This window comes from Streptomyces sp. 2A115 (genome assembly GCF_052245575.1).
Taxonomy (GTDB): Bacteria; Actinomycetota; Actinomycetes; order Streptomycetales; family Streptomycetaceae; genus Streptomyces.
Genome location: NZ_JBQQCG010000003.1, coordinates 171368 through 190620 on the forward strand (window position 1 = coordinate 171368; position 19253 = coordinate 190620).

Annotated in this window: 16 protein-coding genes; 7 read left to right on the top strand and 9 right to left on the bottom strand. The window is 66.9% G+C overall.

Annotation, left to right across the window (positions count from 1 at the left end):
- Positions 1 to 10 precede the first annotated feature (10 nt).
- Entirely contained in the window at positions 11 to 2374 is a 2364-nt protein-coding gene (locus ACTWQR_RS03910) for a DUF6049 family protein (protein WP_443225441.1), read from the bottom strand.
- A gap of 235 nt (positions 2375 to 2609) precedes the next feature.
- On the opposite strand from ACTWQR_RS03910, the gene ACTWQR_RS03915 reads away from it, so the two are divergent.
- Positions 2610 to 4076 carry a CCA tRNA nucleotidyltransferase gene (locus tag ACTWQR_RS03915; RefSeq protein WP_443225442.1) on the top strand — a complete coding sequence of 489 codons (1467 nt, stop codon included), beginning with the start codon at positions 2610 to 2612 and terminating at the stop codon, positions 4074 to 4076.
- A 115-nt stretch (positions 4077 to 4191) separates the two neighbouring features.
- Here the strand turns inward: ACTWQR_RS03915 and ACTWQR_RS03920 are convergent, their stop codons facing one another.
- From ACTWQR_RS03920 to ACTWQR_RS03935, 4 genes are all read right to left on the bottom strand, one after another.
- Positions 4192 to 4473, bottom strand: coding sequence for an LppU/SCO3897 family protein (locus ACTWQR_RS03920; RefSeq protein WP_443225443.1), 282 nt, complete (start codon positions 4471 to 4473; stop codon positions 4192 to 4194).
- Between the two features lie 334 nt (positions 4474 to 4807).
- On the bottom strand, positions 4808 to 6073 hold the full coding sequence (locus ACTWQR_RS03925; RefSeq protein ID WP_443225444.1) for an MFS transporter: 1266 nt from the start codon (positions 6071 to 6073) through the stop codon (positions 4808 to 4810).
- Positions 6074 to 6151: 78 nt separating this feature from the next.
- Positions 6152 to 7234: an inositol-3-phosphate synthase gene (locus tag ACTWQR_RS03930; protein ID WP_443225445.1), complete on the bottom strand. Its 1083-nt coding sequence runs from the start codon at positions 7232 to 7234 to the stop codon at positions 6152 to 6154.
- A gap of 43 nt (positions 7235 to 7277) precedes the next feature.
- Positions 7278 to 7961, bottom strand: a complete 684-nt coding sequence (locus ACTWQR_RS03935; RefSeq protein WP_443225446.1) for a helix-turn-helix transcriptional regulator — start codon at positions 7959 to 7961, stop codon at positions 7278 to 7280.
- A 374-nt stretch (positions 7962 to 8335) separates the two neighbouring features.
- On the opposite strand from ACTWQR_RS03935, the gene ACTWQR_RS03940 reads away from it, so the two are divergent.
- Both ACTWQR_RS03940 and ACTWQR_RS03945 read left to right on the top strand, forming a co-directional pair.
- A complete protein-coding gene (locus ACTWQR_RS03940; RefSeq protein WP_443225447.1) occupies positions 8336 to 11035 on the top strand; it encodes a transglycosylase domain-containing protein in 2700 nt (899 codons plus the stop codon).
- Between the two features lie 118 nt (positions 11036 to 11153).
- Complete coding sequence (locus ACTWQR_RS03945) at positions 11154 to 12668, top strand: glycosyltransferase family 87 protein (protein ID WP_443225575.1); 1515 nt, start codon at positions 11154 to 11156, stop codon at positions 12666 to 12668.
- Between the two features lie 94 nt (positions 12669 to 12762).
- Here ACTWQR_RS03945 and ACTWQR_RS03950 read toward each other — a convergent pair whose 3' ends face one another.
- The 3 genes from ACTWQR_RS03950 to ACTWQR_RS03960 form a co-directional block, all read right to left on the bottom strand.
- Positions 12763 to 13794: an alanine racemase gene (locus ACTWQR_RS03950; RefSeq protein ID WP_443225448.1), complete on the bottom strand. Its 1032-nt coding sequence runs from the start codon at positions 13792 to 13794 to the stop codon at positions 12763 to 12765.
- Between the two features lie 65 nt (positions 13795 to 13859).
- The gene (gene femX, locus ACTWQR_RS03955) at positions 13860 to 14981 is read right to left on the bottom strand and encodes a peptidoglycan bridge formation glycyltransferase FemX (RefSeq protein WP_443225449.1); all 1122 of its coding nucleotides are present in this window, start codon (positions 14979 to 14981) and stop codon (positions 13860 to 13862) included.
- Between the two features lie 209 nt (positions 14982 to 15190).
- The gene (locus tag ACTWQR_RS03960) at positions 15191 to 15505 is read right to left on the bottom strand and encodes a hypothetical protein (RefSeq protein WP_443225450.1); all 315 of its coding nucleotides are present in this window, start codon (positions 15503 to 15505) and stop codon (positions 15191 to 15193) included.
- A gap of 276 nt (positions 15506 to 15781) precedes the next feature.
- On the opposite strand from ACTWQR_RS03960, the gene rpsF reads away from it, so the two are divergent.
- From rpsF to rplI, 4 genes are all read left to right on the top strand, one after another.
- Positions 15782 to 16072 carry a 30S ribosomal protein S6 gene (gene rpsF, locus ACTWQR_RS03965; RefSeq protein ID WP_052578287.1) on the top strand — a complete coding sequence of 97 codons (291 nt, stop codon included), beginning with the start codon at positions 15782 to 15784 and terminating at the stop codon, positions 16070 to 16072.
- A 77-nt stretch (positions 16073 to 16149) separates the two neighbouring features.
- A complete protein-coding gene (locus ACTWQR_RS03970) occupies positions 16150 to 16758 on the top strand; it encodes a single-stranded DNA-binding protein (RefSeq protein WP_443225451.1) in 609 nt (202 codons plus the stop codon).
- A 57-nt stretch (positions 16759 to 16815) separates the two neighbouring features.
- Positions 16816 to 17052: a 30S ribosomal protein S18 gene (rpsR, locus tag ACTWQR_RS03975; protein WP_003949403.1), complete on the top strand. Its 237-nt coding sequence runs from the start codon at positions 16816 to 16818 to the stop codon at positions 17050 to 17052.
- A gap of 18 nt (positions 17053 to 17070) precedes the next feature.
- The gene (gene rplI, locus ACTWQR_RS03980) at positions 17071 to 17517 is read left to right on the top strand and encodes a 50S ribosomal protein L9 (protein WP_443225452.1); all 447 of its coding nucleotides are present in this window, start codon (positions 17071 to 17073) and stop codon (positions 17515 to 17517) included.
- Positions 17518 to 17728: 211 nt separating this feature from the next.
- On the opposite strand, the gene ACTWQR_RS03985 is transcribed toward rplI, so the two are convergent.
- Positions 17729 to 19066: an MATE family efflux transporter gene (locus ACTWQR_RS03985; RefSeq protein ID WP_443225453.1), complete on the bottom strand. Its 1338-nt coding sequence runs from the start codon at positions 19064 to 19066 to the stop codon at positions 17729 to 17731.
- Positions 19067 to 19253 lie beyond the last annotated feature (187 nt).

Consider the following 19253-nt stretch of genomic DNA (forward strand, 5'->3'; position numbering starts at 1 on the left):
ACGACCTTGCTCAACGGTCCACTCTCTCACCCGTGCCGGACGGGTCGGTGATTTCCGGTGCGATGTCCGGTGAAGGGTCACTCGGGTGCTCCGGGTCGGCTGCCCTCGCCTCGGCGTCGGACGCCTCGGCTGGAGCGTCGTCGGCTTCGTCGCCCTCGTGGATGCTCTCCGATTCCTGATCGGCCTGGCGGGCCGCCGCTCGTTTGCGCTGCGTGTACATCCGGAATCCGGCGAGCACGAGCAGCAGGACACCACCGGCGATGACCAGCATGACCGTGGCGGTGATCTCGGTGACCTTCACGTCGAAGTCGATCTTGGGGCCGTACGCCTGGCCGTCCTCCGTGAAGAGCTGGGCCTCCACCCCCGTCTGGCCGTTGACGTGGGCGTTGGTGGTGAACTTCACCGACTGGCTGTGCCCTCCGGAGACCGCGACCGGCTGCTCGTCGTAGACGCCGTCACCGATGCTCAGGCGGCTCGGCTGCTTTGAGGTCAGACGCAGTACCAGATGATCGACGCCCTGGACGAGGTTGTTCTGCACGGTGACGGGGATCGTGGCGCTGCGGCCCGACAGCTTCGCGTCGGACTTGTCGATCAGTCTGACGCTCTCGGTGAGCCCGACGAGATACGTGTTCACACCGTCGCGGTACGCCGTAGCGTCGGTGGTACGGCCGCGCCAGGACGTGGACATCGCCCGGTCCAGGGCTCGCCCGAAGGGAGTGACCACGCGGGACTTGTCCGCGAGGATCACCTGGAAGCTGTCGAGCTTCGTCTGCGTGCCCTCGAGCTGCACGAAGGCCCACTTCGGCAGCTCCTGCTTAAGCAAAGAGGAGGGGTACGCGGACACCGACGGGACCTGTGTGGTGGCGCCTGGGTCCGGCTTGGCCTTCGTGGCCGTGGACAGGTCCGCCGACTGCGACCAGTTCCCGCCTTCGAGCCCCGTCAGCGCCTGCGCCATTGTCTGGGCCTGACTGGCGGTCGGCATGCGCTGGGGTGCGACAACGACGCTCCGCTGCTTGCCCGGATCCTGAAGCGTGATCATCAGGCTCTGCGCGAGGAACTTCTGCACGGCGAGCGTTGAGTTGCCGGCCATCGTCATGTCGCCCTGGAACGCCGTCGACAAGCGGGCGTCCGCGACCACCGCGGTGGTGCCGCCGCCGATCGGTCGGGCCGCGGAAGGCGTGTACAGCAGGCCGCCTGTCTCCTTCAGGCTGTCGCTGCGGGAAATCACGGTGTGCGCGCCGGCGGAGGTGGCGACCTTGACGATCGACGGGTCGATCGCGCCGTTCGCGGGCCAGGCGTAGTCCGTGCTGGGAGTTACGTGGAGGATCGACTCGACCGTGATCGAGGCCACAGTGGTGGCGTCCTTGAGATGGCTCAGTGACCCGGTGACGCTCTTTCCGTTGTGAGCCAGCGACGCCAGGTCCGGGTCGGCGAAGGGCAGGGCGACGACTTCCTGACCTTCGACCGCCTTCTCCAACTCGGCGAGCCACTGCTTGGCCACCGACTGATGCGTGCCCGCCGTGGTGGTCGTGCTGGAGCCGTTCACCTGGACCCGATAGCCGCGCGTCATCGCGTCGACGGAAGCCAGCAGGTCCGGGTCGATCACCCAGGTGACGTCGAGTTTCTTGCCGAGCGTCAGCAGCTGCTGCAGGCGGCCGCCGGGGGAGATCTCAGTGGCCAGGTCGTCGTCCTTGAAGACGGGGGTCTGCTGCTCGTTCGAACCCGTCTCGGCCGTCATGTGGGAGGTGGAGATGAGCGGCCAGAGGAATGTTGTCCTGGACTTCGTGTCCGCGGCGTCGGGCTGCCACGGCAGGAACGTCCGCTCGATGCCGAGGATTTGCTCGTACGGCGCGGCGGTGGTCCGGCCGGAAAGCGTGACACCGAGCTGGTAGACGCCGTCGGAGCCGAGGGCCAGCTTGTCGACGGGGACGGAGATGCTGAAGGTCTGCGCGACGCCCGGTGCCAGCTTGGAGACCTTCTCCTCGTATTTGTCGTCGGCTTCCGTGCCCGCGTAGGGGTTGTTCTGCGCGGCGTCGTCGATCGCCGAGCGGCCGTTCATCGTCGGGCCCACCCGCAGGCCGACATGCGCGTCCGTGACCGACTGCTTGCCCTTGTTGACGATCCTGCCGGAGACGGTGAGCGTGTCCCCGTCGGAGGGGACGCTGGGGGCGAGCGAGTTCAGGGAGACGTCGACCGTGTTGGACCCCGTGGCCTCGGCCGCCTCCGTACGTACGTCGGCGTACGCGGACGTCGACGCGGGCAGCTGGAGAATGCCGGCCAGCAAAGGCGCCCCGGCGAGCAGTGCTCCGGTGCGCCGGAGCCACCGGCGGGCAGGTGAGGGACTCGTCCCCTGGAAGTCTGCCGCCTCGGCCACGCGCTCGCCCGTCCCTCGTCGTCGTCAGTGGTCGTCGGAATGTGCGTCCACGCATGGTAACGATGCGCGCTGAGGGTAAGTGCCGCGGTCCGCCTCACAAGATCGGGCGAAGAGGGCGGACTGTCCTGCTATGTATACGTATCAAGGGTGGCGTCCCCGTACGGATCGGCGCAGACGTCTGTGCACGTTTAATGGAGGCGCCCGCGGTCGTCCGGGCCACGTACCCTTTTCTGTTGTGCCGAACGCCAACGAAGACAATCCCAGTGCACTGAGTCAGGTGCAGAGCCGCGCGGTGAGCGAACTGCTGCGGGTGTCCCCCGTCGCCGATGATCTCGCCCGCCGTTTCAAGGAGGCCGGGTTCTCCCTCGCCCTGGTCGGCGGCTCGGTCCGGGACGCCCTCCTCGGCCGGCTCGGCAATGACCTGGACTTCACCACGGACGCCCGCCCCGACGACGTACTGAAGATCGTGCGGCCCTGGGCGGACGCCTTGTGGGAGGTCGGAATCGCCTTCGGTACGGTCGGGGCGCAGAAGGATGCCCGCGTCGGCGATGTCGATCAACGCTTTCAGATTGAGGTGACGACGTACCGGTCGGAGGCCTACGACCGGGCGTCGCGCAAGCCCGAGGTGTCGTACGGCGACTCCATCGAGGAAGACCTGGTGCGGCGCGACTTCACGGTGAACGCGATGGCTGTGGCGCTCCCCGAGAAGGAGTTCATCGATCCGCACGGCGGGCTCGACGACCTCGCCGCCCGGGCTCTGCGTACTCCGGGCACTCCCGAGGAGTCCTTCTCCGACGACCCGCTGCGGATGATGCGCGCCGCGCGCTTCGCCGCGCAGCTCGACTTCGAGGTGGCGCCGGACGTTGTCGCGGCGATGAAGGGCATGTCCGAGCGCATCGAAATCGTCTCCGCCGAGCGGGTGCGCGACGAGCTGAACAAGCTGATCCTCTCCGCGCACCCCCGCAAGGGGCTGACGCTGCTCGTCGACACCGGTCTCGCCGAACGTGTGCTGCCCGAACTGCCCGCGCTGCGTCTGGAGCGGGATGAGCACCACCGGCACAAGGACGTCTACGACCACAGCCTGATCGTGCTGGAGCAGGCGATGGCCCTGGAGGAAGACGGTCCCGACCTCACCCTCCGCCTCGCCGCGCTGCTGCACGACATCGGCAAGCCGCGGACGCGTCGCTTCGAGAATGACGGGCGGGTCTCCTTCCACCACCACGAAGTGGTGGGTGCCAAGATGACCAAGAAGCGGATGGCCGCGCTCAAGTACTCGAACGACCTGGTGAAGGACGTCTCGCGGCTGGTCGAGCTGCACCTGCGCTTCCACGGCTACGGCACCGGGGAGTGGACGGACTCCGCGGTCCGCCGTTACGTCCGTGACGCCGGCCCGCTCCTAGACCGTCTTCACAAGCTGACCCGCTCCGACTGCACGACCCGCAACAAGCGCAAGGCCGCCGCGCTCTCCCGTGCCTACGACGGCCTTGAGGATCGCATTGCCCAGCTCCAGGAGCAGGAAGAGCTGGACGCGATCCGACCAGACCTCGACGGCAACCAGATCATGGAGGTCCTGGGCGTGGGGCCCGGCCCGGCCATCGGCCAGGCCTACAAGTTCCTGCTGGAGCTGCGCCTGGAGAACGGGCCGATGGAGTACGACGCGGCGGTGGCGGCGCTCAAGGAGTGGTGGACCGAGCAGGGCTGAGGGTGAAGAGCGGGGTCATGTTTCACGTGAAACATGACCCCGCTCCCCACAGAGCTGGACACGCCTAGGGGCGGTGTTTCACGTGAAACACCGCCCCTAGGCTTCGCATCAGGTCCTACTTGTTGTCCGCCAGGCAGAGCACGAAGGAGTCGGAGCCTTCCTTCCACGAGAGGGCAGCGGTTGCCCCCTCGACGGATTGGCAAGCAAGCTGCGACAGGCTGGAGCCGTCCTTCTTCTCCAGAACCTTGTGGGTGGCCTTGGAGTCGCCGCAGTCGAGCTTCTCGACCGTGGCGTCGGAGGCGGAGCCCGTGTTCCGCAGGCAGTCGCCCGCTTTGAGCTTTGTGGCGTCGTCGCCGCCGAAGAAATATGTGCCGGCAGCGATGGACAGGACAGCCACAGGGATTATGAACCGCAGGTACTTCTTGAAGCCCCCACGCGCCGGAGCTGCCGGAGGCGGAACCGGAGCTCCTTGATTGAAGTACGGAGACTGCTGGGGGTTCCCGGCCTGTGGCTGGCCGTACGGATTCCCACTCGGGGGCTGCCCGTACGGGTTCTGCCCCTGGGGCGGCTCGCCCTGAGCGTACGGGTTTTGGCCCTGGGGCGGCGGAGTGGTCACTTGGGGGTCCCCCTCGAACGTAGGAGCGCGTGGCGCGAAATAAGACGCACGTAAGGTACCGGCCACCACGGGCAATTCTGTAGCCCGAAGTGACTCTGTGGCATTGATGTGACACTTACTGCCGTTCAAAGCGGGCCATAAGCACAGCTACTGCCGCGTAGATAACGGCGACCGTGACCACCAGCGGGACTGAGCGGCCGTCAGGAGGCAGCATCAGGGCGGCCACTGCCGCGGCGCCGACGAAGGCGACATTGAACAGCACGTCGTAAACGGCGAAGATTCGGCCGCGGAAGCCGTCGTCGACGGACGACTGGACGACGGTGTCCGTGGCGATCTTCGCGCCCTGGGTGGTCAGACCCAGAATGAAGGCCGCGATCAGTATGGAGACCTCGGCGAACGGCAGCCCGAGCGCGGGCTCCAGAACCGCGGCGGATCCGGCGCAGGCGACGATCCAGCCGCCTGGCCCCAACCGGCCGGCCGCCGCGGGGGTCACCACGGCCGCGGCGAAGAAGCCCGCTCCGGAAATCCCCACGGCAAGGCCGAGGAGGGCAAGCCCGTCGTCGTCCGGGCCGGAGGACCAGGCGTACCGGCAGAGCATCAGCACCATGACCGTCAGGGCGCCGTAGCAGAACCGCATCAGCGTCATCGCGGTCAGCGCCCAGGCGGCCTCCCGCCGCGGTGGCTCGGACAGGTGGCGTGCGCCGGCCGCCAGGCCGCGCGCCGTGCCGACCAGTGCCGCCTTCAGGTGTGGCTGGACCAACTCCCTGTCCGGTCCGAGCAGTTCCGGAGGCAGGCGCAGCGACGCGAAGGCCGAGCACACGTACAGCGCCGCCCCGACGAGGACGACCGCCGCATCGGAGTCCGAGGCGACGAGGCGTACGACGAAGGCGAGACCGCCGCCGAGCGTCGCGGCGAGCGTTCCGGCCGTGGGCGAGAGGGAGTTGGCCATCACGAGCCGCTCGGAGTCGACCACCCGGGGCAGCGCGGCGGACAGGCCCGCCAGGACGAACCGGTTGACCGCGGTGACGCACAGCGCTGACGCGTAGAAGAGCCAGTCCGGCACGCCGCTCAGCATCAGCACGGCCGTCAGAGAGGCCAGCAGAGCCCGCAGCAGGTTGCCGTACAGAAAGACCTGGCGGCGCCGCCAGCGGTCCAGCAGGACGCCCGCGAAGGGGCCGACGAGGGAGTACGGGAGCAGCAGTACCGCCATCGCGGAGGCGATCGCGGCCGCCGATGTCTGTTTTTCCGGCGAGAAGACGACATACGTGGCGAGCGCGACCTGATAGACCCCGTCGGCGCCCTGCGACAGGAGCCTGACGGCGAGAAGGCGCCGGAAGTTCCGGAAGCGCAGGAGTACGCGCAGGTCACGTACGACAGCCATGGGGCACAGCCTCACACACGGGGAGGGTCCCCGGACCTACGACCCGGGGACCCTCAACAGACCTCAGCGCAAGCAGCCTTAGCGCTCGACCTCGCCCTTGATGAACTTCTCGACGTTGTCGTAGGCCTCGTCGTCGAAGTACTGGACCGGCGGGGACTTCATGAAGTAGCTCGACGCGGAGAGGATCGGGCCGCCGATGCCGCGGTCCTTGGCGATCTTCGCGGCGCGCAGGGCGTCGATGATGACACCCGCGGAGTTGGGGGAATCCCAGACCTCGAGCTTGTACTCCAGGTTCAGCGGAACGTCACCGAAGGCGCGGCCCTCGAGGCGGACGTACGCCCACTTGCGGTCGTCCAGCCAGGCGACGTAGTCGGACGGGCCGATGTGGACGTTGTCGGCGCCCATGTCGCGGTCGCGGATCTGCGAGGTGACGGACTGCGTCTTCGAGATCTTCTTGGACTCGAGGCGGTCGCGCTCCAGCATGTTCTTGAAGTCCATGTTGCCGCCGACGTTCAGCTGCATGGTGCGCTCGAGGCGGACGCCGCGGTCCTCGAACAGCTTCGCCATCACGCGGTGCGTGATGGTGGCGCCGACCTGCGACTTGATGTCGTCGCCGACGATCGGGACGCCCGCCTCGACGAACTTGTCCGCCCACTCCTTGGTACCGGCGATGAAGACCGGCAGAGCGTTGACGAAGGCGACCTTGGCGTCGAGGGCGCACTGGGCGTAGAACTTCGCCGCGTCCTCGGAGCCGACGGGCAGGTAGCAGACGAGGACGTCGACCTGCTTGTCCTTGAGGATCTGGACGACGTCGACCGGGGCCTCGTCGGACTCCTCGATGGTCTCGCGGTAGTACTTGCCGAGACCGTCGAGCGTGTGACCGCGCTGAACCGGGACGCCCTTGTTCGGGACATCGCAGATCTTGATGGTGTTGTTCTCGCTGGCACCGATGGCGTCCGAGAGGTCGAGACCCACCTTCTTCGCGTCGACGTCGAAGGCGGCGACGAACTCGACGTCACCCACGTGATAGTCGCCGAACTGGACGTGCATCAGACCCGGCACCTTGGACGCCGGATCGGCGTCCTTGTAGTACTCGACGCCCTGAACCAGCGAGGCGGCGCAGTTGCCCACGCCGACGATGGCTACGCGAACCGAACCCATTCCGGTTGCTCCCTGTGTGTTTCGGTGAAGCCCTGAGCGGACTTCACGTGGCAGTGTCATCGGACGGATCCGGCCCGGGAGTGTCCCCGGGCCGGGGCAGGCCGCCCGACTCCCCAGATGTGCTGTCCTGCTGAGCGGAGCCGTCGGATCCGGGACGCTGCTGGTCCCGTCCGGCCCGCTCGCTTTCGATGAGCTCGTTCAGCCAGCGCACTTCGCGCTCCACGGACTCCATTCCGTGGCGCTGGAGCTCAAGGGTGTAGTCGTCGAGGCGCTCCCGAGTACGTGCCAGAGAGGCACGCATCTTCTCCAGGCGCTCCTCGAGGCGGCTGCGACGGCCTTCGAGGACCCGCATCCGTACGTCCCGGGACGTCTGCCCGAAGAAGGCGAAGCGAGCGGCGAAGTGCTCGTCCTCGTACGCGTCGGGACCGGTCTGCGAGAGCAGCTCCTCGAAGTGTTCCTTACCTTCCGCCGTCAACCGGTAGACGATCTTGGCGCGACGTCCTGTGAGTGGCGCTGCGAGAGCGTCCTCAGGGGCGTTCCCCGGTTCCTCGATCAACCAGCCGTTGGCGACCAGCGTCTTGAGGCAGGGGTAGAGCGTCCCGTAGCTGAAGGCACGGAACACACCCAGTGATGTGTTGAGTCGTTTCCGCAGCTCATAGCCGTGCATCGGGGACTCGCGGAGCAGGCCGAGGACGGCGAACTCGAGGATCCCGGAACGCCGGCTCATCGTCGCCTCCTCTCTGTCGCGGCCTTGCCGAGACGGTCTTTATGCCGTGCTGATGTATCGACTCGATACATCAGCACGATAGATCGGTCCTTCACCTGCGACAAGAGGGGACGCCGTGAACGGCGTCACATCACCGATTCTCAGGAAGCAAGTTGCCTGTTTTGGGGTGACCTTCGGCCCTCGGCGGGTTTTGACGGTGCGTAGTCTGTGCGCCATGCAGACCACCGGGAACCGAGTGACGCCTGGGGACGTCCTCGTCCTCGGTGCAGTACGGGTGAATGCGAGAACGACCGCATCCGTACTTGGGGGGGACCGGAAACCAGTTGCCGTTTCCAGGCGCGCCAAGGTGCGCCTGCCCGAGGAGTAATCGTTCGATGAGCGAGCACCGTCGCAAACCGCCGCAGCCGCAGGGCGGCGGACGTGCCGCGGCCCGACGCGGCCAGACCGGTTCGTCCTCCAGCCGCCGTGCGGCACCGCGAAGCGCCACCGGGTCTCCTTCCGACTCCTATGGGTCGGGGGGTGAGGATCGCCCATTCGGTAGCCGTGCCGAGGCCCGACGGGCGGCACAGAGAAGCAGTGGCGTCGGCCGACGCAGAGCGGCCGACGGCGCGGGGCACGGTGGTGGCGGCCGCCGCGGTGGTCCCGGCGGGCCGAACGGGCCCGGACGGGGTCGAGGTCGTGGGTCCGTGCCGCCCAAGAAGCGGATCATCGACTATCCGCGGGCGGGCAAGTACGGGGCGGGACGTTGGGTGCCCTCGTGGAAGCTCGTGATGGGCACGTTCGTGGGCTTCTTCGGCAGCCTGATGGCCGTGGCGGGCATCGCGTACGCCATGGTGGGCGTCCCGACCGTGGCCGACACCGCGAAGGCGCAGAACAACGTCTACTACTGGTCCAACAACAAGCCGATGGTGTCCACGGGCGGTGAGACCAACCGCCAGATCATCAAGTACGAGCAGATCCCCAAGGAGATGCGGTACGCCGTCATGTCGGCCGAGAACAAGACGTTCGAGACCGACAGGGGCATCGACCCCATGGGTATCGGCCGGGCCTTCTTCAACATGGCCACGGGCGGCCAGACGCAGGGTGGCTCAACCATTACCCAGCAGTACGTGAAGAACGCGATGCTGGACGACCAGTCCCAGACGCTCTCCCGGAAGTTCAAGGAACTCTTCGTCTCCATAAAGGTGGGCGCTCAGGAGCCCAAGGAGAAGATCATGGCGGGGTACCTGAACACCGCCTACTACGGTCGCACTTCCTACGGCCTCCAGGCGGCCGCTCGCTCGTACTTCGGCAAGGACGCGACCGAGCTGAACGCGAGCGAGTGCGCCTTCCTCGCCGCCGTGCTGAAGGGCCCCACGTACTACGACCCCGCGGGAGCGGAGTCGATCGACCCGGCGGCCACGCGTGAGGCCAACACGGATCGGGCCAAGAAACGCTGGAAGTGGATCCTTGGGGAGATGGTCAAGGACGGGCACCTGAAGGCCTCGGACCTCGACGAGTACAAGGAGTTCCCCAAGCTCCAGAACCCACGGTCCAAGGCTGAGCTGGGCGGTCAGATCGGCTATCTCGTCGACCTGGCCGAGGGATACGTCATCAACAACGTCCCCGGCATGACCAAGGAGAAGCTCTCGAAGGGTGGCTACGAGATCCACACGACCTTCGACAAGAAGAAGGTCGACCAGCTCGAGAAAGCCGTGAAGAAGGTCCGCAAGGAGAACATCAACACGAAGTTGCGCCCCAAGACGGACACGCACGTCCAGTTCGGCGGGGCCTCCGTGGACCCGAAGACCGGCGCCATCGTGGCCATCTACGGCGGTGAGGACGCCACCAAGCACTTCACCAACAACGCCAACGACACCGGTGCCGCGGTCGGCTCGACGTTCAAGCCATTCGTCCTGGCGGCCGCCATGAATGACGGCAAGCGCGACCCCGACCTTGATCCCACCCAGGCGCAGGACGAGCGCACCAAGGTCTCACCGGACAGCTTCTACAGCGGCAAGAACAAGCTCAAGATCAAGAATTACGACGGCAGCATCTGGAAGAACGAGGACGACAAGGAGTGGCTGCAGACCAACGACGACGACGAGTCGTACGGCACTCCGCCGGACTACCGGATCGACCTGCGTGAGGCGATGAGGGTCTCGGCGAACTCCGCCTTCGTGCAGCTCGGCATGGATGTCGGTCTCGACAAGGTCAAGCAGGCTGCCATCAACGCCGGCCTCAGGCCGGACAGCCTGACAGGTACCAGCTTCCCGTCCTTCTCCATCGGTATCTCCGACCCCAGCGCGATCCGCATGGCCGGCGCGTACGCGACGTTCGCGACCAGCGGCGAGCAGAACGACCCGTTCTCCGTGAGGCAGGTCGAGCACGAAGGGGATGTGAAGTGGGAGCACAAGAGCCAGACCAAGCAGGCCTTCACCGAGGACGTCGCCGACAACGTCACCGACGTCCTGAAGACCGTCGTCGAGGACGGAACGGGTACCTCGGCCCAGCTGGAGGGCCGCGAGGTGGCCGGCAAGACCGGTACGACCGACGGCAACAAGTCCGCCTTGTTCGTCGGGTACACGCCGCAGCTCTCGACCGCGGTCAGCATGTACCGCATGGACGACGACGAGACCAAGAAGCGTGAGTTCCTGAAGATGTACGGCACGGGTGGCCAGAAAACGATCCACGGCGCCTCGTTCCCGGCCGAGATCTGGCACGACTACATGGAGCAGGCACTCAAGGGCGAGGACGCGATCGACTTCCCCGAAGCCAAGCCCATCGGGAAGGTGGTCAACGACGTTCCGAGCCCGACCCCGACCCCCACGCCCACCGAGACCGTCGAGGAGACGACTGAGCCCCCCGCGGAGCCCAGCGAGCCCGAGAACTCTCCGTCGCCCTCGGTGAGTGAGACAGTCTGCAACAACCCGTTCGACCCCAACTGCGTCGATGACACGGGTGGTACCGACTCGGGCGGAACGGACACTGGAGGCACAGACGGAGGGGTGTCCGCCTCACCTACGGAGTCCGACGACAGCGGCAACACCAGAGGCAACGGCAACGGCGCCATCTTCGGAGGACCGACTGGGTAGCCGCCACCGCGGGTGTTTCACGTGAAACATCCACAGTGAGGTGTTTCACGTGAAACGAGGGCCGCCGCACCGACTCGGTGCGGCGGCCCTCGACGTATCCCTAGGCGCGTACGGCAGGATGTGCGACATGCCCAGCGCAGAGACGACGCGAGCGAGCGCGCATGAGCCAGATCTGGTACGCCCGACCAAGGAGGACCCGGTCGCCGCGACCGGCAGTGAACTGTTCGGCGGCCCCATCGGACGGCGGGCACTGCTCGGGATGAACTGGTGGACTCCCGTGCGAGTCATCGCGCTCGTCGCGATCGGCGTGTTCGCCCTCGGCATGGTGCAGAAGCTGCCCTGTTATGACGGGGCCTGGTTCTTCGGGGCCAGCTCGCAGTACACGCACGCGTGCTACTCGGACATCCCGCACCTGTACCAGGGGCGAGGCTTCGCCGACGGGCTCGTGCCGTACTTCGACAAGCTCGAGGGCGACATGGAGTACCTCGAGTACCCGGTGCTGACCGGAGTGTTCATGGAGGTCGCCGCCTGGCTGACACCGGGCAGCGGCAGCATCCAGGACCAGGAGAAGGTCTACTGGATGGTCAACGCAGGGATGCTGATGGTGTGCGCGGCCGTCATCGCCGTCTGCGTGACCCGCACTCACCGGCGGCGGCCCTGGGACGGTCTGCTGGTCGCTCTGGCGCCCGCCTTCGCACTGACAGCAACCATCAACTGGGACCTGCTGGCCGTCGCTCTGACGGCCGCCGCGATGCTGATGTGGTCGAAGGGCCGACCCTTGGCCTTCGGCGTCCTCCTGGGGCTTGCTACAGCCGCCAAGCTCTATCCCGTCCTGCTGCTCGGGCCGCTGCTCATGCTGTGCTGGCGTGCGGGCAGGTGGCGAGAGTTCGGCACCGGCCTGCTCGGCGCGGCCGGCTCCTGGCTGGTCGTGAATCTTCCCGTGATGCTGCTGGCGCCCGAGGGCTGGTCGAAGTTCTACACGTTCAGCCAGGAACGCGGCGTCGACTTCGGCTCCTTCTGGCTGATCCTTTCCCAGCGTATGGAGACGCCGCTCGCCACCGACACGGTCAACACGTTCGCCACAGTGCTGATGCTCGCCTCCTGCGTGGGTGTCGCGGCACTCACGTTGACCGCTCCACGCCGCCCGCGCTTCGCCCAGCTGGCGTTCCTGATCGTCGCGGCCTTCATCCTCACCAACAAGGTCTACTCGCCGCAGTACGTGCTGTGGTTGGTCCCGCTCGCGGTGCTGGCCCGTCCCAAGTGGCGGGACTTCCTGATCTGGCAGGCGTGCGAGGTCGCGTACTTCCTCGGCATCTGGATGTACCTCGCTTACACGACCAGCGGCGACGCCCACAAGGGGCTGCCGACCGAGGGGTATCAACTGGCCATCGCCGTCCACCTGTTGGGGACGCTGTACCTGTGCGCAGTGGTGGTGCGCGACATCTTCATGCCGGAGCGGGACGTGGTGCGCCGCTCCGGTGACGACGATCCTTCGGGCGGGGTGCTGGACGGCGCGGAGGACGTCTTCGTCCTGGGCCCGGCGGCCCATCCGCCGCGGCACGCGGCGCACTTCGACGGGCCGTACGTGGAGTGGGGCAGCCGGAACGGCCATAAGGACAGCGGTTCGCCCTGAGCGAACAGGGCGTAGGCAAACCACGCAAAAGGCCGTACACGGACTCCGTGTACGGCCTCTTCGCTGTGGCCGGGTCTCTGTCGTCCCCTGCCGGTCAGCGCTCCACGATCCGGTCGAACTGCGTGGTGGTGTGCCGCAGATGGGCCACCAACTCCTCGCCGACCTTTGGTTCCGGGGCGTCCGAGGGCACGAACAGGATCGAGACCTGCATGTGCGGGGGCTCCGCGAACCAGCGCTGCTTGCCGCCCCAGACGAACGGCGAAAGGTTGCGGTTGACCGTGGCGAGGCCGGCCCGGGCGACGCCCTTGGCGCGCGGCATGACGCCGTGCAGCGCTTTCGGAGCTTCCAAGCCCACTCCGTGCGAGGTGCCGCCCGCCACAACCACCAGCCAACCGTCCGAGGCGACCTTCTGTTGGCGGTAGCCGAAGCGGTCGCCCTTGGAGACGGGAGAGACGTCCAGGACGGCTCCGCGGTACTCGGTCGCCTCGTGGTCACCCAGCCACAGCCGCGTGCCGATACGGGCGCGGAAGCGGGTCTGCGGGAACTGCTGCTGCAACCGCGCGAGTTCCTCGGCCTTGAGATGGCTGACGAACATCGTGTGCAGCGGCAGACGAGCCGCCCGTAGCCGGTCCATCCAGCCGATGACCTCCTCGACGGCGTCCGAGCCGTCGGTGCGGTCCAGGGGCAGGTGGATCGCGAAGCCCTCGAGCCGCACGTTCTCTATGGCGGTGTGAAGCTGGGGCAGGTCCTGCTCGCTCACTCCGTGCCGCTTCATGGAGGACATGACCTCGATGACGACGCGGGCGCCCACGAGGCCGTAGACGCCGTCGATCGATGAAACGGAGCGGATGACTCGGTCGGGCAGTGGTACGGGCTCCTCGCCCCGTCTGAACGGCGTCAGCACCAGCAGGTCGCCGCCGAACCAGTCCTTGATCCGCGCGGCTTCGTACGTCGTGCCGACAGCCAGGACGTCGGAGCCCAGGCGTGTGGCCTCGTCAGCAAGCCGCTCGTGGCCGAAGCCGTAGCCGTTGCCCTTGCAGACGGGGACGAGACCCGGGAACTGCTCGGACACGTGCTTGTGGTGCGCCCGCCAGCGCGCGGTGTCGACGTAGAGGGTGAGCGCCATGGCCGGACCTGGAACCTTTCTGGTGGCAGCGGTGTATCAGAGGTATGAAGGCACATTCTGGGGCGTCAGCGGCGCGACATGTAGATGTCGAGCGCCTTGTGAAGCAGCTTGTTGAGCGGGAAGTCCCACTCGCCGAGGTATTCAGCGGCCTGCCCGCCGGTTCCCACCTTGAACTGGATGAGGCCGAAGAGGTGGTCTGTCTCGTCCAGCGAGTCGGAGATGCCGCGCAGGTCATAGACGGTGGCGCCGAGCGCGTAGGCGTCGCGCAGCATCCGCCACTGCATCGCGTTCGAGGGCCGGACCTCACGACCAATGTTGTCGGAGGCACCGTAGGAATACCAGACGTGGCCGCCGACGACCAGCATCGTCGCGGCGGACAGGTTCACGCCGTTGTGGCGGGCGAAGTAGAGCCGCATACGGTTGGGGTCCTCGGTGTTGAGGGCCGTCCACATGCGCTGGAAGTACGAGAGCGGGCGGGGCCGGAAGTGGTCGCGCGCAGCGGTGATCTCGTAGAGGCGCTGCCACTCCTCCAGGTCGTGGTAACCGCCCTGGACGACCTCGACGCCAGCCTTCTCGGCCTTCTTGATGTTGCGCCGCCACAGCTGGTTGAAGCCCTTGTGGACGTCCTCCAGCGACCGGTTGGCGAGCGGTACTTGGTAGACGTAGCGGGGCTGTACGTCGCCGAAGCCGGCCCCTCCGTCCTCACCTTGCTGCCAGCCCATGCGGCGCAGCCGGTCGGCGACCTCGAAGGCGCGCGGTTCGATGAAGTCGGCCTCGATGTCGCGCAGGCGCTTCACGTCCGGGTCCTGGATGCCTCTCTTGATCGAAGTGGCCTCCCAACGCCGGATGATCACCGGCGGGCCCATCTTCACGGAGAAGGCGCCTTGCTGCTTGAGGTGCGCGAGCATCGGATCCAGCCACTCGGTCAGATTCGGCGCGAACCAGTTGATGACCGGGCCCTCGGGCAGATAGGCGAGGTAGCGCTTGATCTTGGGCAGTTGCCGGTACAGCACGAGACCCGCCCCGACCATCTCGCCGGTCCTGTCGTCGAACCACCCGAGGCTCTCGGAGCGCCACTCCGCCTTGACGTCTGCCCAGGCCGGGACCTGCATGTGGCTCGCCGCGGGCAGACTCTGGATGTACGCCAGATGCTGCTCTCGGCTAATGGTCCTCAGGGTCAGGCTCATTCGGGGCGCTCCTCGGGCTGGTGTGTCCCCATGGGAACAGGGGCTCCGGCTCTCGCGCCGAAGCCTACTGTGCCCTGCGAGCGCCCCGGCTGGCTGTATGAAACCGCCCCGGCCGATGCGTGGCCGGGACGACGAGGGGTGTTGTGCCGATGCTGGGCCGGTGGTTGGGAAGGCCTAGGGCAGGCGGCTCCCGACGGCCTCGGCGGCGGTCAGCCGATGACACCGCCGAAGAGGCCGCCGTGCGCCATGCCGAGAAGGAAGCCGACGGCCGCGGCCCCGAGGCCCACGATCAGCCCGAAGCGTTCCCGGGTCGTCTCGGAGACGAACTGCCCCGCCGCACCGGTGAGGATCCCCACCAGTCCCGTCCATGAGCTGAGCAGATGGAGGTTGTGGAACATCGCCGTGATGAAGGCCGTCGCTCCGAGCACCAGCGTCACGGCGAGCAGCGTGTCCTGGAGCGGATGGGGCTTGTGGTCGGTGGCGAACAGGGAACCGACGTTGTTGGGTCGCAATGCCTGTGCCATGGGGCACCTCCTGCGGAAGGCGGCGCATCGTAGCGCCATACACACCCGACGTGTACAGATTGGCGGTCCTCACCCCCGGATTTCAACCGGAAGCCCGGGTACGGGTAGTCTGTACGGTCTGCATCGGTGTCTACCCAGGCCACGGCACGATCCCCCGCTCAGTTCGCTGATCGACGGGCCCGATTGTCAGTGGCGGCCGATACCGTTGCGTACGCATCACAACCCTCCTGCCACGGAACGACCGTGGCCGTTGAGTCCAAAGGAGGTGGGTTCCACATGCGTCACTACGAAGTGATGGTCATCCTCGACCCCGATCTTGAGGAGCGCGCTGTCTCCCCGTTGATCGAGAACTTCCTCTCCGTTGTCCGTGAGGCCAACGGAAAGGTCGAGAAGGTCGACACCTGGGGCCGTCGTCGTCTCTCGTACGAGATCAAGAAGAAGCCCGAGGGCATCTACTCGGTCATCGACCTGCAGGCCGAGCCTGCGGTCGTCAAGGAGCTCGACCGCCAGATGAACCTGAACGAGTCGGTCCTCCGGACCAAGGTCCTCCGTCCCGAGACCCACTGAGCTCTCCCGCTCAGCTGATCTCGGGCATCGAGTAGCAGCACCAAGCAGCCAGCAGCAAACCCGCCGAGAGGTTCCCAATGGCAGGCGAGACCGTCATCACGGTCGTAGGCAATCTTGTCGACGACCCCGAGCTGCGCTTCACCCCTTCCGGTGCGGCGGTCGCGAAGTTCCGTGTCGCGTCCACCCCTCGCACCTTCGACCGTCAGACCAACGAGTGGAAGGACGGCGAAAGCCTGTTCCTGACCTGCTCGGTCTGGCGTCAGGCGGCGGAGAACGTCGCCGAGTCGCTCCAGCGAGGCATGCGCGTCATCGTGCAGGGCCGGCTGAAGCAGCGGTCCTACGAGGACCGTGAGGGCGTCAAGCGCACGGTCTACGAGCTGGACGTCGAGGAAGTCGGCGCCAGCCTGAAGAACGCCACGGCCAAGGTCACCAAGACCACCGGTCGAGGCGGCCAGGGCGGTTACAGCGGCGGCGGTGGCGGCGGCCAGCAGGGCGGCGGCTGGGGCGGAAGCTCCGGCGGCGGTCAGCCGCAGGGCGGCGGCGCTCCCGCCGACGACCCCTGGGCGACCAGCGCTCCTGCCGGTGGCAACCAGGCCGGCGGTGGCGGCGGCTGGGGCGGAAGCTCCGGCGGCGCCGGCGGTTCCGGCGGTTCCGGTGGCGGCTACTCGGACGAGCCCCCCTTCTAGGCCCAGTGCCGAAGGTGGGCCGTACCCACACTTCTTGATCACACAGGAGAAACACCCATGGCGAAGCCGCCTGTGCGCAAGCCGAAGAAGAAGGTCTGCGCTTTCTGCAAGGACAAGGTCACGTACGTGGACTACAAGGACACGAACATGCTGCGGAAGTTCATTTCCGACCGCGGCAAGATCCGTGCCCGCCGCGTGACCGGCAACTGCACGCAGCACCAGCGTGACGTCGCCACGGCTGTGAAGAACAGCCGTGAGATGGCGCTGCTGCCCTACACCTCCACCGCGCGATAAGGGAAGGGTGACCGACACATGAAGATCATCCTCACCCACGAGGTCTCCGGCCTCGGTGCCGCGGGCGACGTCGTAGACGTCAAGGACGGTTACGCTCGCAACTACCTGATCCCTCGGAACTTCGCGATCCGTTGGACCAAGGGTGGCGAGAAGGACGTCGAGCAGATCCGTCGTGCTCGTAAGATCCACGAGATCGCGACCATCGAGCAGGCCAACGAGATCAAGGGCCGCCTCGAGGGCGTCAAGGTCCGCCTGGCTGTCCGCTCCGGCGACGCCGGTCGTCTCTTCGGTTCCGTCACCCCGGCCGACATCGCCTCGGCGATCAAGGCTTCCGGTGGCCCCGACGTCGACAAGCGCCGCATCGAGCTGGGCGCGCCGATCAAGACGCTGGGCGCTCACGAGACGTCCGTCCGTCTGCACCCCGAGGTTGCCGCCAAGGTCAACATCGAGGTTGTCGCAGCCTGACGGCTGCGCTCGGCACATCTGAGAGAAGGGCCGCACCCCGAGTGGGTGCGGCCCTTCTTCGTTTTGGTCAGGTCTTCTTGGCTCGGGCTTGCGAGCTTGCTGTGAACTGACCTCGCAGACTGAGGGGTGCATGTTTCACGTGAAACGATGCGAACCCGTCCTCTGGAAGTGGTGATGTGGTGGAGCGTTGCCCCGGTTTCACGTGAAACAGTTACCGCGTGGCGCCCGTGACGATCCAGCGGCCCGAGCGGGTGCGTAGCCACAAGGTCAGCATCCGTACGGTCATCATCAGGGTCATCGCTCCCCAGACTGCGGTCAGTCCGCCGCCGAAGGCGGGCACGAGCAGGGCCACCGGGGCGAACACCGCCAGGGTGAGCAACATGGCCCACGCGAGATACGGGCCATCCCCCGCACCCATCAGCACGCCGTCGAGGACGAAGACGATGCCGCAGATCGGCTGGGAGAGCGCCACCATGAGCAGCGCGGGCAGTGCTGTGTCGTGGACGACCGAGTCGCTGGTGAACAGCGGGAGGAACAGGGGGCGGCTGGCGATTACCAGCCCGCCGAGTACGATCCCGACGGTGATGCCCCACTGCACCATGCGGCGGCAGGCCTCGCGGGCGCCCTGGGCGTCGTCTGCGCCGAGATAGCGCCCGATGATGGCCTGCCCCGCGATGGCGATGGCGTCGAGGGCGAAGGCGAGAAGGTTCCACAGTGACAGGATGATCTGGTGGGCGGCGACGTCGGCGTCTCCGAGGCGGGCGGCGACAGCGGTGGCGATCATCAGGATCGCGCGCAGCGAGAGCGTGCGGACCAGTAGCGGTACGCCGGCCTGAGCGCAGGCGCGTATCCCGGCGATGTCGGGCCGCAGAGACGCCCCGTGCTTCCGTGCTCCGCGGACCACCACGAGGAGGTACACGGCGGCCATGCCGCACTGGGCGATGACGGTGCCCCATGCAGAGCCGGCGATGCCGAGATCCGCGCCGTAGACGAGGCCCGCGTTGAGGGCGCCGTTGGCTACGAAGCCCGCGATGGCGACGTAGAGCGGGGTCTTCGTGTCCTGGAGGCCGCGGAGGACTCCGGTGGCGGCGAGTACGACCAGCATCGGGGGGATGCCCAGCGCCGAGATGCGCAGATAGATGGTGGCGTAAGGGGCGGCGGTGTCCGAAGCGCCGAAGAGTTCCACCAGGGCGGGTGCCGTGGGCAGGGCGATGGTGATGACGGCGGCGCCGAGCAGCAGGGCGAGCCAGATGCCGTCCATGCCCTGGCGGATGGCAGTTTTCATATCCCCCGCGCCTACTCTTCTGGCGACGGCGGCCGTGGTGGCGTACGCGAGGAAGACGAAGATGCTGACGGCCGTGACGAGGAGGGCCGAGGCGACGCCGAGACCGGCGAGCTGCGCCGTGCCGAGGTGGCCGACGATGGCGGTGTCGGCAATGAGGAAGAGAGGCTCGGCGATGAGCGCGCCGAAGGCTGGAACGGCCAGCGCGACGATCTCTCGGTCGTGCCGACGCCGAGCGGCCTTGGGCGCCGCGGAAGCCTGTGTCATGCGCATCAATCTAATCTTCCACAGGTAAGAGATGCAAGCGTCTTGTGCCCCTTACTTCCGATCTCCTGGAAGGCGTCGTCTCGCGCCTTCCGCGGAGATCTTGGCTCGACTGGGAAAGTTTTTCTTCTGCACAGCCAGTGGATGGTAAATCTGCAGGTCAGGGGCGATATTGAAAAGAGGCTGAGGG